The organism is Acinetobacter sp. yr461 (genome assembly GCF_900110445.1).
In the GTDB taxonomy this organism is placed as follows: Bacteria; Pseudomonadota; Gammaproteobacteria; order Pseudomonadales; family Moraxellaceae; genus Acinetobacter; species Acinetobacter calcoaceticus.
In genome coordinates this window covers 60214-85287 of record NZ_FODU01000006.1, presented here as the reverse complement: position 1 = coordinate 85287, position 25074 = coordinate 60214, and the positions used below count along the sequence as shown (strand labels likewise).

The window sequence follows — 25074 nt, the reverse complement described above, 5'->3', positions numbered from 1 at the left end:
TTAAATTGCTTCTAGAAAACCTGCAAGGTTTGCACAATTCTTTAATTGTAAAAAAGCGTAAACTTATAAAATACTTACACCATCTAATATTCTTCAAAAAGTCATTCCTTGCAAGTTGTCTTGCGTGACGATTGTTTAAAATATGATAAAACACATTTGCGTCACGCAATTTTTCCGTTAATTACGCTTAAAAAGCTGGCTAAGCCAATTCATTAATTCAGTTAAGAAATCAAAAATACCATTTTTCTTATCGTCGTCAGGGTGACTTGAGTCTTTTCCATTTAAATCTAGATCGACAATTACAGGGTCGTGGTCCGAAGAACGATAGGCATCTTCACCATAGAACAATGCCTTTTGCTCATCGGTTTTATATTCTTCGTTGTAGTCTAAAAGCGTTGGTTCATCTGCATTAATATGCCATGCAAAGGTTCTCACTACTTTTGGATATAAAGCTGCATCAGCAATTGCATGGTCTAGGTTACCTGCTCCACCATTACCGTTGGCATCACTCGCAACACCAAAAACATAACTATATGCCTGAGTGCCCTGACCTACCTTAGTGTCATTAAGTAAAACTTTATAGTTCGCTTTTTCAAATGACAAAATAGGTTCTTCTTTTGCGTAACTGTTCATATCCCCGACAAGTAAAGCATTTTGCTTAGGCACTTGAGTTGGATTTTTCGCTAACCACTGCACAATTTGATCAACTGCTTTCACACGAGTTGGGTTCCAACAGCCTTGTCCATCTTTTTGGTCTGCGTCAGTAGAGCTAGCATCGACCCCACTACAGCTTTTCGATTTCAAGTGGTTTGGAATAACAGTAAAGGTTTTATTACCACGAACTGCTTGGAAACTTTGCGCCAAAGTTGTTCGGTTCTTGTCGCCTAAATCAAGCACAACAGGTTTATTTAAAGGCTTAACACGTTTGCTGTTATAAATAATAGCCACAGCAATCGCATCACCACCTAAACGGTCTAGATTTTCAGGAACGACGTATTTCCAATCGCTACCTAAAGCTTTGGTCAAATGAGCAATAGCACTGTCTGGGCCATAACCGTTGTTGGCAATTTCCATCAAACCGTATACATCGGCATCAATCGCTTTTAATGCACTCACAATTTTACGGTGCTGTTTATCAAACTCAGCTTGGGTTGTCGCACCGCGTTCTGTTGGAAAACCTGTTGCGCCATTGTCATAGTTCAAAACGTTAAATGAAGCTACACGAATGTGATTGGCATTTTTGGTAAGGACACTTTGACGCGGGTTTGGTTGAGTAAGAACCTCAGGTTGATTGCGCCCAAGCACAGGTTGCACACGCCAACCATTAAAACGGTACTCTAAAATACCTTCAGCATTTTTAAGTTGATACCCCGAACGTAGCGTATTGGCAGCACTAAAATTGCTTGGTAACCAGGGTGTACGGTTTTGATTGTTATAACCATCATCAAAAATAATTTTTGATAATAAATTCTTTTGTGCCAAAGCCTTAGCTTCAGGAGACAGCGCTGGATATAAATTGGTTGGAATATATAAACGACCTAAGCTTAACGACAGCTCACCATAACGGCCATAATTGTAGTTCTCGCTCACCGTTAAAGTCTGAGGTAATTTGACCAACATGCCTTGATAACGTTGCGGTGAATTAATTGAGCCACCCGTTAAACTAGCAAATGGAAGTTCAAGGCTAATTGGCTGAACCTGATTTGCCATATTGCTATTACAGGTTTGAATATCTTGTTGTAATTGATCTATTTGTAGCTGATTTTGATAGCTCGTTAAACGACCACGTAAAATAACCTCATCGCCAACTTGTCCACCTTTTACCGCACTGCTATTTGGAATATAAACAAAAATGGCATTGCTAACATTTGCTCGGGCCTTTGTATCAGGCGTTTGAACATAAAAACCAGAGAAACCATTGGCATAACGATAATCAGCTGTAATCACACCACGTACAGTATAAGTCTGGTCTTGAGTTGCTGCCGCTAAGTCAGCAATAGCTGTATCTGAGCTTGAACAACTTACTGTTTCAACAGGAGGCGGAGTTGTAGAACCCGATAAATTTGAAAAGTCATTTCGGTTTGTCCATGCCGACCATGAATGATCCAAATCAAATGCTGCGGTTGCATCAACACTTAAAGCTGGGTTCTCTGTTTCAATACGCTTAAAACTATTTCCGAGGCTTGAAACTGCTGTCCCCCATCCCGCTGCTGGACGCTCACCAATACGGCCAAAACGATCTACAGGTGTACCTTTATAAACAAGTACAACCGCATCATCTCCATTAAAAGATAGGGCTGCCACCTGATTTACTTTACTACCAAGTTCAGTTTGCAACTCTGAGCGGCCCACTAAAAAGTTCTGCTTACTCGCGAGTGTGCCTTGTAAACGAAAAGCCACTGTCTTTGCCGTTCCACCATTATTAAATTGTTGAATCTCATAATCAGCTAAATTGACTGTAGCGCCATCTGGATTATAAATTTCCAAGCCTTTTTTATTGCTACTGCCGTCAACATATTGACTAAACATCAGCTGTGCTTGAGCAACTGAGCTATATGAAAATGCACCTAATGCACTTAAAAAGACCGAAAGTGTTCTTAATTGAAAAGTTTTCATGAGTAAAAGTGTTCATATGAGTTTTAATTAGTCTCTTAGAGTAAATATTGATCATGACATCTACATGAAGAAAAACACCGAAACATTTGACTTGATCACATGAAGACTTAAAATACCGCATTTGAATTTCAATATTGCCAAGGTTATGTCGATCGATCAGTTAGAAACGCAAATTGCAGACTTAGACAATTTGCCTGAACACCGTGAAATTGTGACGTTTATGCGTCGCTCAGCACCACTTAATACGTCTCAACGCACGGCATTAGAACAACATCGCGATTTAATTTTGGAATATCCTGTTGGCGACTTACGTCAACACTTCGAACACCCAGAGCGTCCATTAACTGTTGAAATCGGTTTTGGTATGGGTCGTTCGTTAGTCCTTATGGCAAAAGCAAACCCTGAACGCAACTATGTGGGTATTGAAGTCCATGTGCCTGGTATTGCTCAATGCTTGTATGAAGCAGGTATAGCAGAAGTTAAAAACTTACGTGTACTTGATGCAGACGCGATTCAGGTTCTGCGTGAAATGCCAGACAACAGCATTAACTGTGTACAACTTTACTTCCCAGATCCTTGGCAAAAGAAACGTCATTTTAAACGCCGTTTTGTTGCTCATGAGCGTATGCCATTGGTTGAACAAAAGCTTGAGCTTGGTGGTACGTTCCATGCTGCAACAGATTGGGAACCTTATGCTGAATGGATGCTAGATGTATTAGACAACCGTCCAGATCTTGAAAACTTGGCAGGTAAAGGCAACAGCTACCCACGTCCAGACTGGCGCCCAGTGACTAAGTTTGAACGCCGTGGTATTGAGTCAGGTCATAAGATTAATGACTTTATCTTTAAAAAGATTAAGTAAAAACTGGCTTTTAAATACCAAATAAACGAGGGCATTAAATATTAGTATTTAATGCCCTTTAAATTAGCATAAATCATATACCTCAATATATTTTTAAACTATACATATTAATAATTTAAGTTAATTATTAACATATTCATTTTCTAGTATTTTTTGACTTAACTTCTAAAGGAGCCACGTTCCAGACATCCAATAAGCGCCAAATTGCATTATCAATCTCTTGCCACTCTTCCCAATTATTTAAATTTGTTTCCCATTTAACCCATAATCCCCCATATTTATTAGGCTCATAACTATTTCCACGAATTTGAACAAACTTATTATCAATTGTATTTTCCAAAGTAAAAACTTCTAAAAGTACGCCAGTAACATCCTTATTTTCTGAATATCCATAACAAAGAAAAGCGTTATCAGATATATTTCTTTTATAACAATCCAAACCATTTTTTTTAAACTTCGATTTAAGATTTACATATTTAGAATTAAAATTATTTAGCATTATTTTATGAGTATCAAATTTTTGCTCTCGCATATCTATAGTTAGGCCTTCAATCTTAACTCGTACTTGATCTTTATGATCTGGTACATACCCATCTGTAGCCTGAAAGTGTGAATTTCTTAAAACTAGATTAAATTGTAATTGCCGATTTGAATCAGGCATTGGTAAACTATCTATCTCTTTTTGCGTAATTGAAGCAAATTTTTCAGGTATATAACTTATTGGAAACTGACCTAAATAATGTTCTCTTTCTGGGCGATAAAACTCTGAATCAAATTGATCAGGAATATGTATTCTACGCTCTCCTAATTTTGCTTTAACAACTAAATTATTATTTTGTTTCCATATAACAATACCCCCCTCTTGAGGTATATTGGTTTTTTCTTTATTCATGCATCCCCCTAAAAATAAAAAGCTCATAGTCAATAAATTTTTCTTTAGATATGACATTAGTTAATCTCTAAAATTATCAAAACTTCTAAATAGTATTAAAATTATAAAATAGCAAAAATCTAATTAATATAATTTATTTCTTTTTCTTAATGAGATATCTTCGCCACTTTGAGTTTCACTAGACTTAAATACTTGCTCTTCTTCTGAGATAGTACCACATGCTGTTACTAATATTTTTTCTAACGTTTGGGTGTATATCACGTCTTAAAGAACCTACACTCATATGTATTCCGTATTTTTGAATTTGTACAGGCTCATTAAGCGCTAAATTCTCATATAATTTCATAATATAGTTATCATCAATATCTTCACCGTTAATTTGATCTAAATTTAGTTGGGGTTCTTTGGTACTATATAATTTTTCACCTTCTTTCCTTCTTTTCATATTCCCTACTATTTTTAAATCTGTTGCTTTAATCACTTTAAGAATTTCTTTATTATCACAACAAAGCTTATTAAATGAATATTCTTCTACACTATAATTTCTATTACTTATTTTCTTCAAACTTAAAAGTGGATAAACCACTTCACCTAAAATTATTATAGAATAATTCATTGGCAAACTTTTCAAATAACCAATATCTACACGATTATCTTTTGTCCATAAACTTTTTAAATTATTCTTATTCTCTTTTAAATCTTTACATCTTCTTTTATCTTCTTTTATCTTCTTTACAATATTTATTATTATAATATTCCTGCATTGTTGCTACTGCTACAACACCCATATTATCTTCAAATTTTTTATCTATTTTTTAAGTACTTATCACTTTAATAATTTCATCCTTATTATTAAAATTAAATTTAGAAACATACATTGCATAATCATCCACATTAAATCCTTCATGACCGCTTCTAATCCAATGCTCCATTTCTATAGCCAAAAAATCTGCTTTTAAATTTATTAATTTTTCTTCATCAGTAAGATATTTATTCTTACTTGTACAAAATCCTTTTTCTTCATTTTTATTAATTATATATTCTTGATATTTATTACTCATAAATTCAAAGATCAAGAAAAATACAGCAAAAAAAATATTTTATAGTTCTTCATTTTAATCTCCATTCAAGCTCAAGTAGGTAGTTTGACTTTTAAATGAGCCAAAAAGCTAATTAATACATTATATAAAGCCACATAATTCAAACCAAAACAACCATCACCTTTCACAATTAATCAAAAATTTAAAACTAATAGAAAGACAATAATTCATAATTTTTAATATAAACTATATCACATATCATTATTTGGCCTAATTTAACTTCAATTAACACTCAATCTTTCTACAGGAAGATAAACATTAAAATAAACCCTTCCACACTCATCAATAGGATGTGCCTGAGATTCAATATAAATTTCTTTAAGAGGCATATATTTCATATCCTTAATAAACGTATTAATTTTATATTTATAATAAGAAACAATTAAATAATAGTTAGTTATTTTTTGCTTAGAAAGATGATTAACCTCCTTATTTTTAATTAAATTATCATAATTAATAATACTACAGCAGTTATATGGATAAAAGTTTTGCAGATTAGCATCACCACCTGATGAAAATGTTAATAAAAAAATATTTTTATTATTGAGTTGCTGATAAAAATTTTTATTATTTACGTCAATATTGTCTCGTATTTTTGAAAACCCTGTTAAAACCACAACACTACCATGAGAAATACCATCTAACACTAAATCTTCATCAAGTATTTTTTTCCTATTTTCCCCACGGAAACTTTTGAATTAAGTGTATTATATGGATTTTCAATTTTATTTTTAAAAGCATTTTGCAAGTCATCAAAATTATAAATATTCTCTTTTAAAACAAAAAGATTGTAAGTTGCATTATCATTTTTTTCATTATCATCTACTTTATCTTTCGATTTTTTAAAAATGATATCATCTTTATAACTCTGAAAATAACTTGCCATCGCTCTTTCATACAATTGATCTGTATTAAAATTTTTATCCTGCAAACAAAAATTTTTCACTATTTTTCTTTGTTCATAATTTTTTATAATAAAATAGCCACCCCAAATTAAAAGTAAAATTAAGGATAATCCTAAAAAAATATACTTTGCATAGATATTCTTAGCAACAAGAAGAAGAAACTTAAAAATTAACCATAAGATTAAAAAAAATCCAAAAACAATTGAAAGCCCCATTAATAATAAATTAAACATATAAAATATTTTTCTCTATCTAATACTATTTTAAATTCTCATACAAAACAGTGTAATTTAAGTTGGAGAAAACGACTTGCTGACTTTGCATGCTTAGTTTCAGACTTTGAGCGCATTCTGTAAGGTGGTTCATAAAGCAAGGCAGATTTATCATCTACCAGAAACCAACCTACTTGAATTACGCCATCCCCAATGATCTTCTCTTGATCAATAACCGTAAAATTAAGATACATTCAGAATTTATATTTTCATTTCCAATACATTATTTTAACACCAACTATAAAAAACTATCTGTACATTTTCCATCTTAACAGAATAGATAATATGAAAAAAATTAAGCTTCTATAGCCATTATATTTCTCTGATCTTTTTTATTATTAAATCTTAAATAACTAAAGAATTTGTATTACATTCAATTTACTTAATCTCACGAAAAGTCAGAAAACAACATGTTAAAAATTTTAGGGCGCGATAACTCAATCAATGTTCGTAAAGTCTTATGGCTCTGTGAAGAATTAAATCTTGAATATGAAAGAGAAGATTGGGGAAGAGGCGTTCGTTCTGCCCAATCTCCTGAATTTTTAGAATTAAACCCAAATGGACAAATCCCTGTTGTTTTAGATGGCGATTTAGTCCTTTGGCAGTCCAATAGTATTATCCGTTATCTAGCAAATGCCTACGATAAAGAGCACCTGATTTACCCTACTCAAGCAAAAGAAAGATTTTTTGTAGACCAGTGGCTTGATTGGCAAGCGATAGAGCTGAATAACAGTTGGACTTATACCATTATGTCTCTGCTGAGAAATTCACCAGATCATCAAGACCCAAACTTATTACAACAAGGTATTGATAACTGGAATCGTCATATGCAGATTCTTGATCAACAACTTGCAAAAACTCAAGCCTATGTTGCAGGTACCCAATTCAGCTTAGCCGATATTCCAATTGGCCTGTCTGTACAACGTTGGAAGGCCACTCCTTTTGACCATCCAACGCTTAAGCACGTCGACCAATATTTTGAACTTTTAAATCAACGTGCGGGCTTTTTAAAATGGGGAAATAACGGCGAACCTTAATTTTTAAATAAGCTTTAAGCCGAGTGATGGCGCTTCACGATGCCATCACTTAAAAGTTGATAGACCTCTTTTAAATCATCTCGTTCTGCTTGAGCTAATAGTTTTTGATGTATGGTCAAGATGTTTTGATCACTGCGCATTGCAGGTCCTGTCTGCATGTGTTTTGGATCATTTTCAGTGGCTTTTTTAGCTGTTTCTATAATTAAAGGATAAAGCAAACTAAAGTCCACCTGCTCTTTATCTACAACCTGCTTTGCCATGTCAAAACAATAATTACTAAAATTGCATGCAAACACTGCCGCCAAATGCAAAGTTAAACGTTGTTTCGAGCTATATTTATATACTCGATTACTTAGGCTATTTGCTAAATCTAAAAGTAGTTCCTGGTCGGCATCTACCACTCCTTCAACAAACAACGGCGTTGCAGACCAGTCAACTTCTCTTTCAAGACTAAATGTTTGCAATGGATAAAACACCCCTGCTTTTTCATGCACATGACTGATGACTTCAATATCTGTACTACCCGAGGTGTGAACTATAAGAGTTTCAGGAAATAATTCATGCACCTGTTTTACAAGCTCTGCAATTGCACTATCCGAAACTGCCAGAATAATTAAATCAACTGGCTGAAATTGCTGTAAAGACTGACATGCTTTAGCTTGAATTTTCTCTGCAAATTTTTGGGTTTTATCAAAATCACGTGCATAGACTTGTAAGATGTTATGACCTTGAGCCAATAAAGCCTGTGCCAAATGAAAGGCAACTCGTCCACTTCCTATCAAACTGATTTTCATATTAACCCAACAATATTTATCTCTATAAAAAAAGCTTCTCAAAATGAGAAGCTTTTTTCAAATCAAAATGAATAGAATCAATAATTTTTCATAAATTATTTCATTATTGAGCTACTGAAAATTCGATACGACGGTTTTTGAAACGTCCTTCATCAGTTGTATTTTCAGCAACTGGCTGATCAGAGCCATGACCCTGTGCAACTAATTTAGAAGCGTCTACACCTTTAGATGTTAAATAATCTACTACTGCTTGCGCACGGCGTTGAGACAACGCTTTATTTGATGCAGCATTACCAGTTGAGTCTGTATGACCGCCAACATTTAATTTCACTCCATTCACTTTATTTAAAAGTGTTGCAGCTTGATCAAGAATAGCTTTGTTATCTGCCGGAATGTCACTAGAACCACTCGCAAAATTAATGATTTGCAAGTTAAGAGCTTTTACTAATGCATTTACATCGACATTATTCGGGTCAATTGCTGTTAAAGCAGTCTGTGTTGCACTCAAGCTATTGCTCACAGATTGTTCAGCCGTTACTGGTGCTGCGGCTACAACCTCAGTATGTGGCACCAATGCTTTTATTTTTGCAGTTAAAGCTTCTAATGCTGCTGCATCAGCTGCTTTCAAAGTAATTTTATCACCCACCCATTCTAAAGATGCATTTGGCACACCTTTTAATGCACCGAGCACACCAGCAAGTGCATCTTTGTCTGTAAATGAAGCCGCATAAGTTTGGCTTGTATCCACATTACAATCTTGAGTTGTCGAAAAAACATTTTTAACGTTTGTTTGTAGCGTTGCCAAGAAACCTTGGTCGCCAATCCCAGCCTGACACTGACTCACTGCCCCTTTATCATCTGTACTTAAAGTTAAACTAGCTGGTGCAGCAGCGGCTTCAACACCACTTGCAGCCGATGGTTCTGGTGCTGGTACAGCTTCTTTATGCTGGCAAGAACGCCATAACCAAGCAATAATAAGACCCAGAATAATTAGAGCGATAATAGGTAGGAATCCACGAGACTTACCCGTTTTTTCGCTGGCTGCAGCTAATGGTGGAGCTGTTGAAGTTGAATGTGGAACCGAAGATAGGCCTGCACCCACACCTAAAGGTGCTAATAGACCCACTGCCCATGCAGGTAAATATGAACGAATTGTTTCTGCGTGTTGACGTAAATAATTCACAATACTTTGCTGATCATTTCCGGCAACATCTGAAATTGCATTAAGGCTGGGTTTAATCGCGCTGTTGAGTGTACTTTCAATTTCATTATTTGGTGCTGTGCCGCTTAAATGAGTAAGCACGGTATTCTTGATTTGATCATTATGCGAAAAAAGATCGGATAACGATGGAGCCAGACTATTTTTCAATTGTCCAATAAGATCAGGTTTAGCAGCTAATAATGAAAGTAAAATTGGATAAAACTTAGATAAAGCATTTGATTTTTCGCCTAGGTATCCATCCTGTTCATCTAATAATATTGAAGATACTTTTTCTTTAAGCAATTCTATAGGGTTTATCGACATTGGTTATTCTCCCGAATTTATACGTCGTAACCAGCAACTTTTGATTATTCAAATAGTTCTTCTTTGCTGATAGTTTTTTATTCTAATCTGCCTAGAATCTTTTGTTGTTTTTTATATAATTTATATACAATTTTCCATCTAGTATTTACAAAACAGGTAGATCTTATTGATCTACCTGTTTATATTTTAAATTTACTTTAACTAAGTACTTTATCAGTTAGCAAAAGTTTGCAGTACTTTACCTGTCAAGGTTTGGCCCAACAATGGGGTATTTTTCCCTTGCGATAAAATTGTGTCTTTGCTTACTGTCCAGCTTAAAGCAGGATCTACCAATACCCATCCAGCTTCATTTTCCCAACGCGCGGTCATATTTGCAACCTGCGCTGGTACGCTGGTTACTTTAGCAACCCATTCTAGAGGTTCGAATAAACCTTCATTAATGAGTTGAATCCCTAACGATACATAGGTATCAAAAGCTGTAATGCCCGGCTGAGTTTCAGCAAATGGCGCCATTTTTGCCGAACTGCTTAAAGGCTCATGGTGCGTACAAATTGCATCAATTACGCCTTCTTTTAAACCTTGACGTAAAATTTCTTTATCTTGCTCAGAACGCAATGGTGGGCGAACGTGTGCAAGTGAATTGAAACCGTCTGTTAAATGTTCAGTTAAATGTAACTGGTGCATTGCAACGTCAGCAGTCACAGGTAAGCCTTTTGCTTTTGCAGCACGAATTAGTTCAACCGATGCACCACAAGACAACAAACCAAAGTGAGCTTTTACGCCAGTTGCTTCAATCATAAGCAAATATTTTGCAATCGCTACAGTTTCAGCAAGTGCCGGAATCATCGGCAGACCTTGGCGAGAAGCAATAAAACCTTCGTGTGTACATCCATCTTTAGCAATCTGTGGTTCTTCGGCATAGAACACAACCGTTAAGCCAAGACCCGCTGCATATTCTAAAGTACGAATAACCACATCATCATTTTCAAAAGCAGCATTGGCGTTTGAAACAGCAGTACAACCGCCCTTTTTCAGGCCAGCCATATTTGCAGGTTGTTTACCATTTAAGCCTTGAGTTTGAGCACCAATAATATGCATGTGGATGCCGCCATCAAGCCATGCCTTTTCAATCAGACCATGAATGAGGGCACCGTTGTCTTGTACAATCGGCTTTGAATCTGGTGGGGTAATGACATGCAAAATGCCATTAGCACGTGCCGCCTTCCCTTCAGATTTAAGTGTCCCGTGTTGCTGTTGACCAGGCTCACGTAAACGCGCGCATAAATCAACCATGGTTGGCATTAGCCATTTACCTTGACCATCAATGGTTTGTTCAACTTGCTCTACTGGGGCAACCAGCTTGCCATTTTGAATATATACAGTTTGTACGTTGTCTGTTTTCTGGATTGGGTCTAACACACGTACATTTTCAATTTTTACAATACTCATGTGATCCATTCCTTACAACGTAATCGCTTCAATTAAGCCTTGTTCTTGGAGTTGGCCTTGCATTGACAACGCCAACACAGCCATACGAACTGCAATACCGTTGGTTACTTGTTTCAGAATAACCGACTGGTCTCCATCCGCCACACTTGAGTCAATTTCTACACCACGATTCATTGGACCCGGATGCATAACGATACAATCAGGTTTAGCCAAACCAAGACGTTCTTTGTTTAGGCCATACATTCTGTAAAATTCAGACTGTGAAGATAATGCTGGAGAGTCAATACGCTCATTTTGAATACGTAGAGCAATAATCACATCACAATCTGCGATCCCAGCATCCATGTTGTTAAACAAACGGACATGTTCGCCATATTCGGAAAAGCCCACTGGTAATAATGTATTCGGTGCAATCACACGAATATCTTTACATCCTAGTGTTTGTAATGCTGCAACATCCGAACGTGCTACACGAGAATGTTTAATGTCACCAATAATGGCAACACTCAACTCTTCAAACGGTTTCTTTGTTTCACGGCGAATTGTAAGCATATCGAGCATCGCTTGCGTTGGATGGGCATGACGTCCATCTCCAGCATTAATAATTGCGACCTTTGGACACACATCTTTAGCAATGAAATGTGCAGCGCCCGAAGATGAATGGCGTACAACAAAAATATCCGCAGCCATTGCTTCAAGGTTCCAGAGCGTATCTCGTAGCGTTTCACCTTTTGATGTACTTGAACGTGCAATATCAATATTCAATACATTTGCAGACAAGCGTTTTGCTGCTGCTTCAAAAGTAGTACGAGTACGGGTGGAGTTTTCAAAGAAAAGATTCATAACCGTCAATCCCTCTAAGAGCGGACGGTTAATTAAATTATTATTATCATCTAAAAAGCTTTGTGCGGTATCTAAAATCTTAGTGAGGTTTTCTTTTGAAAGTCCCTCAATCGTTAAAAAATGTTTTAAATTTCCGTCTTGATTGAGCTGAACCTGGCTCGGTTGATGCAACGCTGCAATATGCATAATGGATTCCTATGGGTCGAATCGCGAAAACGTGCATAGTGTAGCTGAATTCCGCTCTTTTCGCAGAAGAACTTTACAGAATAAGACCCTAAATTGACCAGAAAATTTAGGGCCGTGATCTGGACTATCTCAATGCACCTATATAATGGTGTGGAACTTGTGCCCGATAAATGTCTTCGGCGGTGATTTCTGAATCTTCATCGACTTTAACAACAGCAAGTTTTTCTTTTTGAGAAGGCTCTGGCAGTGTGTCAACCAACGATCTTAATCGCTCAACGCATCGTTTTAATTCGTCATCGTCTGTTTCTAACGCTATCGTAATTACATATTTTGCATAATCTTTATTTTGAATCACGTACATTGCATCTATTACCCGCCCAGTCACCCTACGCATACGTACATATATTTGTGTAGCCACAGAGAAAGCATCTGCATTAGTGGTAAAACCATTCCCGATCATGTCTTTCATTTATAACGCCCCCATCCATTAAAATTATAAAAATGGTTAAAAACCGACTATGTCTGTTAAATAAATAACTATCGATAGTATTGGTCTAGCAAAATACATACCAATTTCAAGGTATTACTCATTAAAAATCAGTTTATTGGTTGCTAAATGATAGGTTGCAATAATTTAAAAACCTTTAGACATCAAAATACGTTAAACTTTGCATCGTTAATATTTATATGTTTTGGTCAATCGAGTTTATGAATACCTCTTTACGTTTAAACCACTATTGGATTACTTGTGCTGATGGTTTAGAACCCCTCCTACAAGAAGAAATAGAACAACTTGGCACCAAAGTGACAGAACGTAAAGCAGGACGTTTAATCATTGAAGGAACGCTTGAACAAGCTTACCGCATTTGTATGTGGTCGCGTCTCGCTTCTCGTGTTTTACTTCCTATTCATACTTATGAACTTGAATTTACGCATGATGCACGTGATGTAGCAGAAGAGCTCTATGAAGGCGCGATGAGCTTTGATTGGTCACTTATTTTTGCACCACAAAGTACTTTCGCAATCCGCTTACATGCCGAACGTGAAATCATGGTCAATTCGCAATTTGCTACACTGCGTGTAAAAGATGGCGTTGTTGATTCCTTTATGGAAGCTGTAGGTCGTCGCCCTAGCATTGACACCAAACAACCAGAAATTACGATCTATGCTTTGGCAGGTAAAACTGAACATACCTATTGTTTAGACTTGTCTGGTGATTCGCTACATAAACGTGGCTACCGTCGTTTTATGACGGATGCACCAATTAAAGAAAACCTTGCTGCGGCAATTTTACAAAAAGCTCAGCTCAAACAGCGTAACCCAGAAATTATACTCGACCCAATGTGTGGTTCAGGCACATTTATCATTGAAGCATTGATGATTTTAACTGACCGTGCACCAGGGCTTGTTCGTCGTTTTGGATTTAATGGCTGGCATGGTCATGACCGCGACCTTTGGCTTTCACTTAAAGCAGAAGCAGCAGAGCGTCACGAAAAGGCACTTGAATTACCTCTACCTAAATTTTATGCCTACGATGCAGACTGGGAAGCAATTAAAGCAACCCGTGAAAATATTATTGCGGCAGGCTTTGAAAATTTATTAGGTCAGATTCAGATCGAAGAGCGTACTTTAGCTGACTGGCCAGATTTTGCTGCTGAAGGTAAAACTGCATTTATTGTGACTAACCCACCTTATGGTGAACGTTTAGGTGAAAAAGCTTCAAACCGTTCTCTATATCTAGGTTTATCAGCGCTTTTACAAAAACATTTCCCAAATCAATATGCGGCAATTATTGCAGCTCAAATTGAACAATCTGATGTTTTAGCATTTGAAGCACCTGAAACTTTACGTTTAATGAATGGTAAGTTACCAATTTATATTCGTTTCGGTGTAATCAAACCAGAAAAAGTGAGTCAACCATTTTTAGCGAATTGGCAAGCCCAACCTATTGAAATGGAAGAAGCACAAGACTTCGCTAACCGTTTGCAAAAAAATATGACAGCCCTGAAAAAATGGGCAACTAAAGAAAATATTTATTGCTTACGTTTGTATGATGCCGACTTACCGGACTTTAATGTCGCTGTTGACTTATATGGTGACCGTTTACACGTTCAGGAATACGCACCACCAAAAACAATCGATCCAGAAAAAGCTAAAAAACGTTTTAATTTAGCGCTTGCTGCAATTCGTGCTGTTACTGGTTTAAACCGCGATGCCATCTTTATTAAGACACGTGCACGCCAAACTGGTACAACTCAATATACGAAACAAAGTACAGCTTCAAAACGTTTTATCGTGCAAGAAGGTAAAGCTAAAATTTTAGTTAACCTAACTGATTATCTCGATACAGGTTTGTTCCTTGACCACCGTCAAATGCGTTTACGTATTGCTCAAGAAGCACGTGGTAAACACTTCTTGAACTTATATAGTTACACGTCTACTGCAAGCTTACATGCTGCACTTGGCGGTGCCGCAAGTACGACAAGTGTAGATTTATCTAACACTTACTTAAACTGGTCAAAAGAAAACTTCGTGCTAAATGGTTTAACTGTAGATCATGCAGATGAACAACACATGTTCTTTGCCAGCGACTGTTTTGAGTGGTTAAAAGAAGGCCATGAACAATACGACCTTATTTTTATTGACCCACCAACATTCTCAAACTCGAAAAAATTCTACGGTACATTCGATGTACAACGTGACCATATCTCACTGATCAAACGTGCAATGAACCGTTTGCACAGTGAAGGCACGCTCTATTTCTCGAATAACTATCGTGGTTTTGAAATGGACGAAGAGATCGAAGCTATTTTTCAGGTTGAAGAAATCACTTCTGAAACAATTGGTCTTGATTTTAAACGTAATCAAAAAATCCACCGTGCGTGGAAAATTCAGCACCCTGCTCTAGATCAATATTAATGAAATTAGAGGTTATTATTACTTCACGGTAATAATAACCTCGCCATGAACATTTTTTGATTCAAAATCATATTTGGTAAATCGGTCTGCTCTTTCCGGTAGCGCAATCATTTCTAACCTCTTCTTTTCTTTATTATCAATAACATGATTTTGTTTTTGTTCTTGATAAGGAGAAAGTACGCTAGTTCTAAGCGCATCCCATCGAACCTGCTGTAAATAGTTATCTCCTAAGGCCTGACGTACTTGTTGTTGTTCTATCGCAGGTTTTTTTGCATCGTCCTGAGCTTTCGCAATAATGACGGGTAAAGACGTGGTTATCGCTCCTGTTTGAGTTGCAAGCGCACTTTCTGACATTGGTTGTGCTGCCCATGTACTTGATAATAATACAGATACACCGCTCAAAATTCCCAGCATATACCCTTGTTTATTGTTCATTTCATTCATCCTAAAATTGTTATTGTTTGTTATATCGAACAAAATTAACAATTTTTTAAGCATGTCGCAATGTTATAAACAAACTTCCCGACAATTAACATTGATCATTTTAAAACCTGATTTTTTTCACGAGCATTTTGTGAATATTCCAGTAGTTTTATAGATTCTTATCTCAGACTTGAACCACATCCTTAAATCACTTACTGTGATTTTATAATTTATCTGTAAATTGATTTTATTTATAAATAAACACCATTCGAGGTGAAATAATGCTTCAGCATTGCTGCCAAATATTAGAAAATCGTCAACTCAAAATTGCCTTTATTGAAAGTGCCAGTTCGGGTTATTTAACTAGTCAATTTTCCATTCATAAAAATAGTGGTGCAGACATTTTACTCGGTGGTTTAGTGAGTTATGACCCCGGCATTAAAGTTAGTATTTTAAATATCGACCCAAAGTTAATAGAAACCTACACAGCAGAGTCACCACAAGTTACTGAGGAAATGTGCAAACTAGGCCACACGTTATTTCAACAAGCGGACCTTATTGTAAGTTGTACTGGTCTATTAAAATCTGGAGGAAGTGAAACCGCAGAAAAACCTGTAGGTACTTTTTTCATTTGCATTTCTTATCAAGAGCGTATTTATCATTACCACTATTTTTTATCTGGCCACCCTGAACAAAAATTAAAAACATTAACTCAGAAAGTTTCAGATGCCTTAGTTGCTTTACTCACATCAACAACACAAACAGCTTCACCATAAAAAAAGAGAATATGTTTCCATATTCTCTTTTCGGTTTTAGCAGAAAAAGCTTAGCTGAGTTTCATTTTATCGAAGACTAAGTGCCCATTTTCACCTTTAACTAAAATGGTATCACCTGCGACAAAATCACCCGACAAGATTTTTTGAGCCAATGTGTTTTCAATCTGTTGTTGAATCGCACGTTTTAATGGGCGCGCGCCATATACAGGGTCGAAACCAGCATCAATCAATAAATCAAAAGCAGTATCATCTACAGTTAAACTCATATCACGATCAACAAGACGTGAACGTAATCGATCCAACTGAATATCGGCAATACCACGAATTTGTGCTTTCTTGAGTGAATGGAAAATCACAAGCTCATCAATCCGATTAATAAATTCCGGACGGAAATGCTGACTTACCGCATTCATTACAATGGTGCGCACTTCATCATCAGTTGCACCCTCACCTAGCTCACGCACATCTTGTGAACCCAAGTTCGATGTCATCACAATAACCGTGTTTTTAAAGTCGACTACTCGCCCTTGTGAATCTGTTAAGCGCCCATCGTCCAACACTTGTAGCAAGATATTGAATACATCTGGATGCGCTTTTTCAACCTCATCAAACAACACCACACTATATGGTTTACGGCGAACAGCTTCAGTTAAAACACCACCTTCTTCATAACCCACATAACCCGGAGGCGCACCCACCAAACGGCTAACCGAATGTTTCTCCATGAATTCACTCATGTCGATACGAATCATGGCGTCATCACTGTCAAACAAGAAGTTCGCCAGTGCTTTTGTTAACTCAGTTTTACCAACACCTGTTGGACCCAAGAATAAGAATGAACCACTTGGTCGATTCGGATCAGATAACCCTGCACGTGAACGACGAACCGCATTCGATACAGCAACAACGGCTTCATCTTGCCCTACAACGCGGTCATGTAAAAAGCCTTCCATATTGAGTAGCTTTTCACGCTCGCCTTGCAGCATTTTCGCAACTGGAATTCCTGTTGCTGCGCTAACGACTTCGGCAATTTCATTTTCAGTTACTTTAGTACGAATAAGTTTTGGCTCTTCGTTCTCTTCTGCAACTTCATCTTGCTCAAGTTGTTTTTGAAGCTCTGGGATCACACCATACTGTAAACGTGCTGCTTCAGCTAAATCACCCTCACGCTGAGCCTTTTCAAAAGCAATACGCGCTTTATCAAGTTCAACCTGAGCTTGTTTGGTGCCTTCTACAAGAGTCTTCTCAGATTTCCAGATTTCTTCAAGATCGTTGTATTCTTTCTCGACTTCAGCAATCTGTTTTTCAAGATGAGTGACTTCGGCTTTACTGCCTACATCTTCATCTTTTTTTACAGCTTCCAATTGCATTTTCAACTGGATTAAACGGCGGTCGAGCTTATCAAGCGCTTCTGGTTTAGAGTCAATTTCCATCTTAATACGAGAAGCTGCTTCATCAATCAAGTCAATTGCTTTGTCTGGTAATTGACGATCTGTAATATAGCGATGAGACATTTTTGCGGCAGCAATAATCGCTGAGTCTAAAATCTGCACACCATGGTGAGTAGCATATTTCTCTTTTAGACCACGTAAAATCGCAATAGTATCTTCCACGCTTGGCTCATCAACCAGTACTTTTTGGAAGCGACGTTCTAAAGCTGCATCTTTTTCAATATATTGGCGATACTCATCTAAGGTTGTTGCACCCACACAGCGCAACTCACCGCGCGCCAATGCAGGTTTTAACATGTTCCCTGCATCCATTGCGCCATCACCTTTACCTGCGCCTACAAGCGTATGTAGCTCGTCAATAAACAGGATGATTTCGCCTTCATGTTTTGCCAAATCTTTTAAAACAGCTTTTAAACGTTCTTCAAACTCACCACGATATTTAGCACCAGCCAGTAATGAACCTAAATCTAATGATAAAACTCGTTTGCTTTTTAAGCCTTCTGGTACTTCACCATTTACAATACGCTGCGCCAAACCTTCAACAATAGCGGTTTTACCAACACCCGGCTCACCAATGAGTACTGGGTTATTTTTTGTACGACGTGATAAGACCTGAATAGTACGACGGATTTCATCATCACGCCCAATCACCGGATCAAGTTTTCCCGCTAAAGCACGTTCAGTTAAATCAATCGTATATTTATTAAGTGAGTCACGTTGATCTTCGTGATTATTACTCATGACTTTGTCACTACCTCGAATATGTTCAATAACTTTACGTAAGCTGTCGGGAGTTACACCTACGGCATTTAAAATACTTTTAGTTTCGCCTGTCTCTGCCAACCCTAATAGAACCCAGTCAGTTGACAAAAATTCATCGCCTGTTTTTTGCGCATATCTATCTGCCAGATTAAGTGCTTTAACGGCTTCAGGGTTTAAATTGACATCTCCAGTCGGATTCGCAATGGTCGGAGCATCTTTTATAGCTTGCTCAAGCTTTTGTTTAAGTTCAGGTAACCGTGCACCTGCTTGTTGCAACAAACTAATATTTGATGGCTCTTCTAATAGGGTAGATAAAATATGAATACCTGCGATCGCGGTATGGTCTTTACCCATCGCTAAAGATTGAGCATCTGAAAGGGCTTGCTGCAAGCGGTTTGTAAATTTTTCAAAACGCATTCTTGTTATTCCTCACAACAAATTTGTACTTGTCTAATAAATGGGAACACTTTTTCGGATTTCAAATAAATTTTTATATATTTTTCATAATGTTATTAAAATAACAATGAGTGAAACTCCATTATAATATGGGTTTGTGAGCGATCTATTTCAAGTACATTTTGTATAATTTTTAAGAGAAAGCAAAAATGTCATGTTTTTATCTGAATTTTTATAACAAATGGCAATTTTAAAGCCGCAATATATTTAATAGTTAAATTTAAAAATATTGAAGGCAGCCTTTATTTAAAAAGACTGCCTTGTAAAACAACTAATCAATTAGTCCATTGATGGAACGGACATTTTGCTTGTTCTGTTTTTTCTTTGGGTAGGTCTGGCGTTGACACTGGACGACGCTGGTGTTGCTCCTGAATAGTAGGGAACACAGATGTAAAGAAGTTTGACCAACCACCGGTACGTACTCTTAACAAATTATATTGCTCAGGTGATGTCACAGCTTGAGCAAATGTTTCTGGGTCAGCTACTGTTATTGTTAAAATATTAGATGAACTACCTTGACTGAATTGCTTCAGGATAGCTACAAGTTCTTGAACTCCAAAGTCTTCACCAATATTAAAATCTGTAGGTGCTCCATCAGCCATTAAGTCTGTGCCAATACCATTAAAACCTTGTAAAGCACGGCTAAACTCAACTTTTTGATGATCAATTGCCAAATCTGCTGGACTTGGTGATGGACTTAGATCAGAAGCTACTGTCGTACCTAAACGGCGACCATCAGCACTCGCACCATTCCATGCCCCCATCTCCACATGATTTTCAAAAGTTCCCACACCTGGTTGAATCTGTATACCAAACGGATGCTCTTTTGAACCATAGCGTTCAGCCAAATTTTTAAGGCTTTGTGCGAATTGTGGCCATGGATGAGTAAATGTCTTGACTGATATCTCAGCAATCATTTTAACAATCTCATCACCTAGTTTATCGACTTCGGGGTTACCACGCCCATAACGTGGTTGTGCCAAAGCAATTTCACGTAAGCGCTTATAACGATCAGCTTGCGCAGCAATACGAGCATGACCAGCTAAATTGCTAATAAATGGCTCAGTCATTTTATATCCCCAGTCACAGCACAGACACTCTAATAGTTCAGGCAATGTAGTAACTGCGGTTAACGGGTCAAAAACCATCGCCTTAATGGCATACAACGAGTTAATCGTATTACTGAGCGAGATATAACATGGTCCATAAATATTATATTTAGCACCACCACTATAAAAATCCTGCCCTTTAGCCAAGCAGTCATCCATCAAGACATTTAGAATTGGAGATGGACAAATATCCGTATTGGCACCATAACCTAGAATTTGTCCATTAAATGCCTTGCGATTGAGCAATTCAAAATGTTGCATGTATAACTCTAATAGATCTTCAAAACTATCAATCTGATCGGCAGGTCTGCTATTTAATGAAACAGTTTGTCCAAACAGATAGCTTTGCCCAGCACTTGAAATTGTTTTACCCTGATTTAGTGCACACTCCAAAGGCTGTAATGTCGAGAATCCACCTAAAGAAAACCAGTTTTCGCCAGGGAACTGAGGTTCATAACAACCATCACAAGCATAATTTTGAGCTGAACGAATATCGACTTTAGAATTCCAATTTGGCAAATTAGTGAGTGCATCCCCCCCTACACCATTTCCACTTTGATGAAGACTAGGAATGAGTTTTTCATCATTTAATAAAATTGGATGGGCACCGCCAGATAAAATTGCATGTGCAGCCACTTCTAAAATTTCTTCAGGAATATCCTTGCGAGTGCGTAGAGACAAACACGGTGCATTTAACGGTAACCGGCCTGATGCACGAATAAATAATTTTGTGACCTCATTGTAAGCTGGTTTGGTTTTAGAAAAGTCTTCTTCACCATCAGCGACTGTACCACCAACTGTAATCTGTTGAATCCATTGTCCCAAAGATGCACCTTGAGGATAAGGTCCCGAACTACCACCCATTGCCAGATTACCAAAAGGTTGATGGTCTTCCATAAAAATACGGTTTTGTTGTACTTTTTCATCTAGCTTAATATAGAACGCATCAATAATTTCTTGCGCCTGTTCAGGCGTAGCCGAATGGTTGTCCAAGAAAGGTTGCAACAGCTGATCCATACGTCCAAATGCTGTTGGCTCACCATTTAAATGCAAACAACTATGCAATGTAAAAATAAATTGAACTGCTTCAATAAATGTCTCTGGTTTATCTTTCGACAGTTTTTTCATTCGTTGACCAATCGCATTTAAGTTCTCTTTTTCGAACTCTTGTCCTTTTTGCATCTGGCCTGCGACTTTAAATGCGAGCTTTGAGTAATTTAAGAAATATTCAGAAATACCGGTTAGCGCCAATCTAGAAGCTTCATAAAAATCTTTTTTCTCTGGAGTCTGCGCATTGCTTGCATGTTTAGCAATTTCTTGTTGTAGACCAGCTAAACCTAAATCTAGTGCTTTTTTATAATTTGGAATAACATGCCCAACACCCGATGCTTCACTTAAATTACGCAAAAAGCCCTGAAGACGTTCTTCTTCAGATAAATACTTCATGACATAACGACCTTCACCCAAGGTCAGATTTGGCATAGCTCCTACAATAATTTCATCAGGCATAATGCGATAAGTATCCGATCCATAAATGACCTTACCTTCACATTCGCGCCCAGTTGAATACGGAATCATTTCACCATTTTTTAATAAAATTTTCCGTCCGCGGAAACCATAATTTTCTGATGAGAATAACTGTAAGCTTAATCGAATAGCCCAACCTTTGCGCAACATAATGGATAAACCCATAATATTTTCAGGCTTATCACTGATTTCAAACTCATCAATATAATAATCTACCCCTTGTTCAATTTCTTCTTGTTTCCTGTTGAAATACCAGTTGTCTTGCCATAAAGAAAATGTATTCTCAAGTAAACTTAAAATACGATTAGAAGGTGGTTTAAAAAAATCACTATGGGGATTTAGCCCAGTTGCCATGTTAAAAAGATAATTACTATGATTGTAGTACATCAAACCATTATCGGAACTATTCATATAATGGCGATCAAATCGATTCCAATCCATACCTGGGAAAAAATTCCAGTTATCTTTATCTAATCGACTAAAATCATTTAAATATTCTGGTGCATCATCTAATGCTAAATCTTTTAAACTTGGAATATAAAATATTCCTCCCAAGTCTGAATGAAGGCTATTGAATAGACGGTCATTCATAAAGCCTTCTATTGCCCCAATCTGACTTGCCATAACCTCTTCTAAAATTGCAGCAGTTTTTGCAAAACCAGCAAAATAAATCCCTGCTTCATCTGCTTTAGTTACCGATTTTGGCACTCTAAAACTTGAATTTGACTCAGCACGGCCAAACGGTAAGCCTAGACGCAGAATAGGTGTAGTATTTCCATTTTCATCTTGTACACGAGAAGCTTTAATGTGCGAACGGCTATCACGGTCTGGAATAATCGTGTCGTCAGTTTTACGTCCAATCAAATCTTCAATTTGATCTTCTGACATCATGTTGATTTGATCCCAATTAATTAAAAACCTTTGAGATAAAACGTATGAGCCACCAAAATGATCAATATCTTCTGCACCAATTAAAGTATGTTTTGCTAGTGAAATTGGATCAGATGGATTATTTAAATTTTCAGAAAAACGACACCCTAAAACCTTACCATTGCGACCAGTTTTAGATTGTGAAGCAGTAACCTGACTAAATATTTCTTTAATATCTGAAGCTAAAAAATGCTCAATATATTTCTGTAATACTGTACACGCATCAGCATCATCACTTTTTACATGCAACCAAATGTCGCCATCAGAATTTTTAAAACTCCCATTAGAATCAGAGAAAACTTCTGAGACATTTGGATTTTTTTCTTCTGGATAATGTAATTGCATTCCTTTGGGTCGTGATAAACCATCTTTTTTACAAATTGCATCCCAGTTATCAAAAGATATACCAATTGCCAAAGTTGTATTTTTACTAGAAAGTGCTGGATTCTTATTGACCTCTTGACGCACAGCGATCATTAACTGACGAATTTTTTCACGTGTAATTTCGGTATTAAGCCAAACCGTAGCAAAAATTGCATGGGGAGCTGGATAAACCAACCCTCGTTGCATGTATTTCCATATTTCAGTAAAACGATCTTCATAAGATATATTTAACATTATATTAAAGTCCTTTAAAATATTTATATAATAATTAAAATTTTGATTATAAATTTAACCAAAAATCATTATTGACAATAAAATCCAGAATAACAAGAGATTTAAAATCAAAGTAAAATACTAAGAATTAATAAATAATCAAAATAAAAAGTTAAGTTTAGAAAATTTAAAATATAAGACAAATAAAATCACAGAAACAAAGATAAACAAACAATCAATTATTAAAATAAAGTAATAAATAAAATTAAAATTCAATTGTTAAAAAAATTAAAATAACTCTTAATTAAAACTTACTGATATAATCTCGAATATTCTCTTATAAAATTATTGTTGCTATGTTAATAAAAAAACTCATTTCTACTTTGCTTTTTACATCAATACCTTTTTACTGCTTTGCCGAGCTCCCCCAAGACTCTCGAAGAGCTGGCGGAATCGCAGTTATTCCCTTAACTAGTGATATTACTCGGGTCACCTTTCAACAAAAGCCAGTTTTAATCAGTCAGGAAGGTCATCAGCGTTATGCTGTACTTGGTATTCCATTATCTACTCCACTCGGCAGTGTTCAGCTCGACACTAATAAAGCCCCTATCCAAATAGAAATTAAATCCTATCCTTATGCTGAGCAACGGATTAAAGTCACTAACCAAGACTATGTGAACCCCAACCAAAGTCAGTTAGACCGTTATGCTCAAGAAGCTAAAGAACAAAATGATGTGTATAGCTCATTTACACAGAGCACATGGCAAGCCTTGCCAAAATTTATACGCCCCACTTCGGGGAAATTCAGTAACTCTTTTGGGCGAAAACGCTTCTTTAATGGCGAAGAGCGCGCGCCCCACTCAGGTTTAGATATCCCTGCACCAGTGGGACAAAAAGTAGTTGCACCAGCAGATGGTGTTGTAATTCAAACCGGATCTTATTTTTTTAATGGTCAAACTGTATTGATTGATCACGGGCAAGGCTTAATCAGTATGTTTTGCCATTTAAGTGCAATTAAAGTAGAGAAAGGCCAATATATTCGCCAAGGAGAAACTTTAGGTTTAGTCGGTAAAACTGGACGTGTTACGGGCCCCCATTTACATTGGGGTATGAGTCTCAATAATGCACGAGTAGATCCGCAATTGTTTTTAGGTACTGCCCGCTAATTTAAAGCTTTCCGAAAATATTTTGGCGCATCGACATACCCTTCTCGTAAGTAAAATTGATGCGCCAATGTCCGTTGTTCGCCTGAATGCAGTTCCATTCGATCACAACCACGTTGTCTTGCCAATTGCTCAGCCTGCTGCAAAAGTAAATGTCCAACACCTTTACTTCTTATATTTTCATCAACACATAAATAGCATACTTTGGCAAAGTCACCTTTTAAGGCGATTTGTGGAATAAAATAAAGGGATAAAAAGCCACACACTTTATCTTCCTCTTCAGCAATCAAAATTTGTGATTTAGGATCGCTATGTAATATTTCAAATTTTTCTTGGATAAGAGCGAGTGGTTGTGGGTACCCCATCTGTTTAAGTAAATTACAAATTGCCTGAGTATCTTCCCATTTAGCAGCACGAATATTCACTTTCATTTCTCCTCTTATTTTTTAGTTATTTTTGACAATAAAAAAGCCAACTCTA

General features: G+C 36.8%; 20 protein-coding genes. 5 read left to right on the top strand and 15 right to left on the bottom strand.

Going from position 1 to position 25074, the window contains the following annotated elements; translation table 11 throughout:
• Positions 1-177 precede the first annotated feature (177 nt).
• A complete protein-coding gene (locus tag BMW38_RS10975) occupies positions 178-2616 on the bottom strand; it encodes an ExeM/NucH family extracellular endonuclease (RefSeq protein ID WP_092707887.1) in 2439 nt (812 codons plus the stop codon).
• 145 nt (positions 2617-2761) lie between these two features.
• Between BMW38_RS10975 and trmB the strand changes: the two genes are divergently transcribed.
• Positions 2762-3478, top strand: a complete 717-nt coding sequence (trmB, locus tag BMW38_RS10970; protein ID WP_004642023.1) for a tRNA (guanosine(46)-N7)-methyltransferase TrmB — start codon at positions 2762-2764, stop codon at positions 3476-3478.
• Positions 3479-3614: 136 nt separating this feature from the next.
• Here trmB and BMW38_RS10965 read toward each other — a convergent pair whose 3' ends face one another.
• The 5 genes from BMW38_RS10965 to BMW38_RS10950 all read right to left on the bottom strand — a co-directional run bounded on the left by BMW38_RS10965 (position 3615) and on the right by BMW38_RS10950 (position 6608).
• The gene (locus BMW38_RS10965) at positions 3615-4370 is read right to left on the bottom strand and encodes a hypothetical protein (protein WP_092707885.1); all 756 of its coding nucleotides are present in this window, start codon (positions 4368-4370) and stop codon (positions 3615-3617) included.
• A gap of 184 nt (positions 4371-4554) precedes the next feature.
• On the bottom strand, positions 4555-4986 hold the full coding sequence (locus tag BMW38_RS19620; RefSeq protein ID WP_244524344.1) for a hypothetical protein: 432 nt from the start codon (positions 4984-4986) through the stop codon (positions 4555-4557).
• Between the two features lie 199 nt (positions 4987-5185).
• Positions 5186-5431 carry a hypothetical protein gene (locus tag BMW38_RS19615; protein ID WP_244524343.1) on the bottom strand — a complete coding sequence of 82 codons (246 nt, stop codon included), beginning with the start codon at positions 5429-5431 and terminating at the stop codon, positions 5186-5188.
• Positions 5432-5691: 260 nt separating this feature from the next.
• On the bottom strand, positions 5692-6117 hold the full coding sequence (locus BMW38_RS10955; RefSeq protein ID WP_092707883.1) for a hypothetical protein: 426 nt from the start codon (positions 6115-6117) through the stop codon (positions 5692-5694).
• Entirely contained in the window at positions 6117-6608 is a 492-nt protein-coding gene (locus BMW38_RS10950; protein ID WP_092707881.1) for an OadG family protein, read from the bottom strand. Before BMW38_RS10950 ends, BMW38_RS10955 begins: the two co-directional genes overlap by 1 nt.
• Before the next feature lie 449 nt (positions 6609-7057).
• On the opposite strand from BMW38_RS10950, the gene BMW38_RS10940 reads away from it, so the two are divergent.
• Positions 7058-7684 (top strand): glutathione S-transferase family protein, encoded by a 627-nt coding sequence (locus BMW38_RS10940; RefSeq protein WP_092707877.1) that lies wholly within the window; start codon positions 7058-7060, stop codon positions 7682-7684.
• Positions 7685-7698: 14 nt separating this feature from the next.
• Here BMW38_RS10940 and BMW38_RS10935 read toward each other — a convergent pair whose 3' ends face one another.
• The 5 genes from BMW38_RS10935 to BMW38_RS10915 form a co-directional block, all read right to left on the bottom strand.
• A complete protein-coding gene (locus BMW38_RS10935) occupies positions 7699-8478 on the bottom strand; it encodes a Rossmann-like and DUF2520 domain-containing protein (protein ID WP_092707875.1) in 780 nt (259 codons plus the stop codon).
• A gap of 103 nt (positions 8479-8581) precedes the next feature.
• Positions 8582-10003, bottom strand: coding sequence for an OmpA family protein (locus tag BMW38_RS10930; protein ID WP_092707873.1), 1422 nt, complete (start codon positions 10001-10003; stop codon positions 8582-8584).
• A gap of 213 nt (positions 10004-10216) precedes the next feature.
• A complete protein-coding gene (locus tag BMW38_RS10925) occupies positions 10217-11452 on the bottom strand; it encodes a dihydroorotase (RefSeq protein WP_213031145.1) in 1236 nt (411 codons plus the stop codon).
• Between the two features lie 12 nt (positions 11453-11464).
• Entirely contained in the window at positions 11465-12481 is a 1017-nt protein-coding gene (locus BMW38_RS10920) for an aspartate carbamoyltransferase catalytic subunit (RefSeq protein ID WP_003652674.1), read from the bottom strand.
• Positions 12482-12605: 124 nt separating this feature from the next.
• The gene (locus tag BMW38_RS10915; protein ID WP_092707869.1) at positions 12606-12950 is read right to left on the bottom strand and encodes a hypothetical protein; all 345 of its coding nucleotides are present in this window, start codon (positions 12948-12950) and stop codon (positions 12606-12608) included.
• Positions 12951-13189: 239 nt separating this feature from the next.
• Here BMW38_RS10915 and rlmKL point away from each other — a divergent pair, with 239 nt between their 5' ends.
• Positions 13190-15400 (top strand): bifunctional 23S rRNA (guanine(2069)-N(7))-methyltransferase RlmK/23S rRNA (guanine(2445)-N(2))-methyltransferase RlmL, encoded by a 2211-nt coding sequence (gene rlmKL / locus BMW38_RS10910; protein ID WP_045125169.1) that lies wholly within the window; start codon positions 13190-13192, stop codon positions 15398-15400.
• A gap of 18 nt (positions 15401-15418) precedes the next feature.
• Here the strand turns inward: rlmKL and BMW38_RS10905 are convergent, their stop codons facing one another.
• Positions 15419-15835 carry a hypothetical protein gene (locus BMW38_RS10905; protein WP_092707867.1) on the bottom strand — a complete coding sequence of 139 codons (417 nt, stop codon included), beginning with the start codon at positions 15833-15835 and terminating at the stop codon, positions 15419-15421.
• 269 nt (positions 15836-16104) lie between these two features.
• Between BMW38_RS10905 and BMW38_RS10900 the strand changes: the two genes are divergently transcribed.
• A complete protein-coding gene (locus BMW38_RS10900) occupies positions 16105-16599 on the top strand; it encodes a CinA family protein (RefSeq protein ID WP_092707865.1) in 495 nt (164 codons plus the stop codon).
• A 50-nt stretch (positions 16600-16649) separates the two neighbouring features.
• On the opposite strand, the gene clpB is transcribed toward BMW38_RS10900, so the two are convergent.
• On the bottom strand, positions 16650-19229 hold the full coding sequence (gene clpB, locus BMW38_RS10895) for an ATP-dependent chaperone ClpB (protein ID WP_092707863.1): 2580 nt from the start codon (positions 19227-19229) through the stop codon (positions 16650-16652).
• 314 nt (positions 19230-19543) lie between these two features.
• The gene (locus BMW38_RS10890; RefSeq protein ID WP_092707861.1) at positions 19544-23452 is read right to left on the bottom strand and encodes a Dyp-type peroxidase; all 3909 of its coding nucleotides are present in this window, start codon (positions 23450-23452) and stop codon (positions 19544-19546) included.
• A gap of 335 nt (positions 23453-23787) precedes the next feature.
• Here BMW38_RS10890 and BMW38_RS10885 point away from each other — a divergent pair, with 335 nt between their 5' ends.
• Complete coding sequence (locus BMW38_RS10885) at positions 23788-24597, top strand: peptidoglycan DD-metalloendopeptidase family protein (RefSeq protein WP_092707859.1); 810 nt, start codon at positions 23788-23790, stop codon at positions 24595-24597.
• Here BMW38_RS10885 and BMW38_RS10880 read toward each other — a convergent pair.
• Complete coding sequence (locus BMW38_RS10880; protein WP_026057170.1) at positions 24594-25019, bottom strand: GNAT family N-acetyltransferase; 426 nt, start codon at positions 25017-25019, stop codon at positions 24594-24596. The two genes, BMW38_RS10885 and BMW38_RS10880, sit on opposite strands and share 4 nt — an antisense overlap.
• Between the last annotated feature and the right edge of the window lie 55 nt (positions 25020-25074).

What these genes read in the sequence shown, in the direction of transcription:
- BMW38_RS10975 (WP_092707887.1), bottom strand. Translation starts at nt 2,616, where the DNA reads ATGAAAACTTTTCAATTAAGAACACTTTCGGTCTTTTTAAGTGCATTA.
- trmB (WP_004642023.1), top strand. Translation starts at nt 2,762, where the DNA reads ATGTCGATCGATCAGTTAGAAACGCAAATTGCAGACTTAGACAATTTG.
- BMW38_RS10965 (WP_092707885.1), bottom strand. Translation starts at nt 4,370, where the DNA reads ATGAATAAAGAAAAAACCAATATACCTCAAGAGGGGGGTATTGTTATA.
- BMW38_RS19620 (WP_244524344.1), bottom strand. Translation starts at nt 4,986, where the DNA reads ATGAATTATTCTATAATAATTTTAGGTGAAGTGGTTTATCCACTTTTA.
- BMW38_RS19615 (WP_244524343.1), bottom strand. Translation starts at nt 5,431, where the DNA reads ATGAGTAATAAATATCAAGAATATATAATTAATAAAAATGAAGAAAAA.
- BMW38_RS10950 (WP_092707881.1), bottom strand. Translation starts at nt 6,608, where the DNA reads ATGTTTAATTTATTATTAATGGGGCTTTCAATTGTTTTTGGATTTTTT.
- BMW38_RS10940 (WP_092707877.1), top strand. Translation starts at nt 7,058, where the DNA reads ATGTTAAAAATTTTAGGGCGCGATAACTCAATCAATGTTCGTAAAGTC.
- BMW38_RS10935 (WP_092707875.1), bottom strand. Translation starts at nt 8,478, where the DNA reads ATGAAAATCAGTTTGATAGGAAGTGGACGAGTTGCCTTTCATTTGGCA.
- BMW38_RS10930 (WP_092707873.1), bottom strand. Translation starts at nt 10,003, where the DNA reads ATGTCGATAAACCCTATAGAATTGCTTAAAGAAAAAGTATCTTCAATA.
- BMW38_RS10925 (WP_213031145.1), bottom strand. Translation starts at nt 11,452, where the DNA reads ATGAGTATTGTAAAAATTGAAAATGTACGTGTGTTAGACCCAATCCAG.
- BMW38_RS10920 (WP_003652674.1), bottom strand. Translation starts at nt 12,481, where the DNA reads ATGCATATTGCAGCGTTGCATCAACCGAGCCAGGTTCAGCTCAATCAA.
- BMW38_RS10915 (WP_092707869.1), bottom strand. Translation starts at nt 12,950, where the DNA reads ATGAAAGACATGATCGGGAATGGTTTTACCACTAATGCAGATGCTTTC.
- rlmKL (WP_045125169.1), top strand. Translation starts at nt 13,190, where the DNA reads ATGAATACCTCTTTACGTTTAAACCACTATTGGATTACTTGTGCTGAT.
- BMW38_RS10905 (WP_092707867.1), bottom strand. Translation starts at nt 15,835, where the DNA reads ATGAACAATAAACAAGGGTATATGCTGGGAATTTTGAGCGGTGTATCT.
- BMW38_RS10900 (WP_092707865.1), top strand. Translation starts at nt 16,105, where the DNA reads ATGCTTCAGCATTGCTGCCAAATATTAGAAAATCGTCAACTCAAAATT.
- clpB (WP_092707863.1), bottom strand. Translation starts at nt 19,229, where the DNA reads ATGCGTTTTGAAAAATTTACAAACCGCTTGCAGCAAGCCCTTTCAGAT.
- BMW38_RS10890 (WP_092707861.1), bottom strand. Translation starts at nt 23,452, where the DNA reads ATGTTAAATATATCTTATGAAGATCGTTTTACTGAAATATGGAAATAC.
- BMW38_RS10885 (WP_092707859.1), top strand. Translation starts at nt 23,788, where the DNA reads ATGTTAATAAAAAAACTCATTTCTACTTTGCTTTTTACATCAATACCT.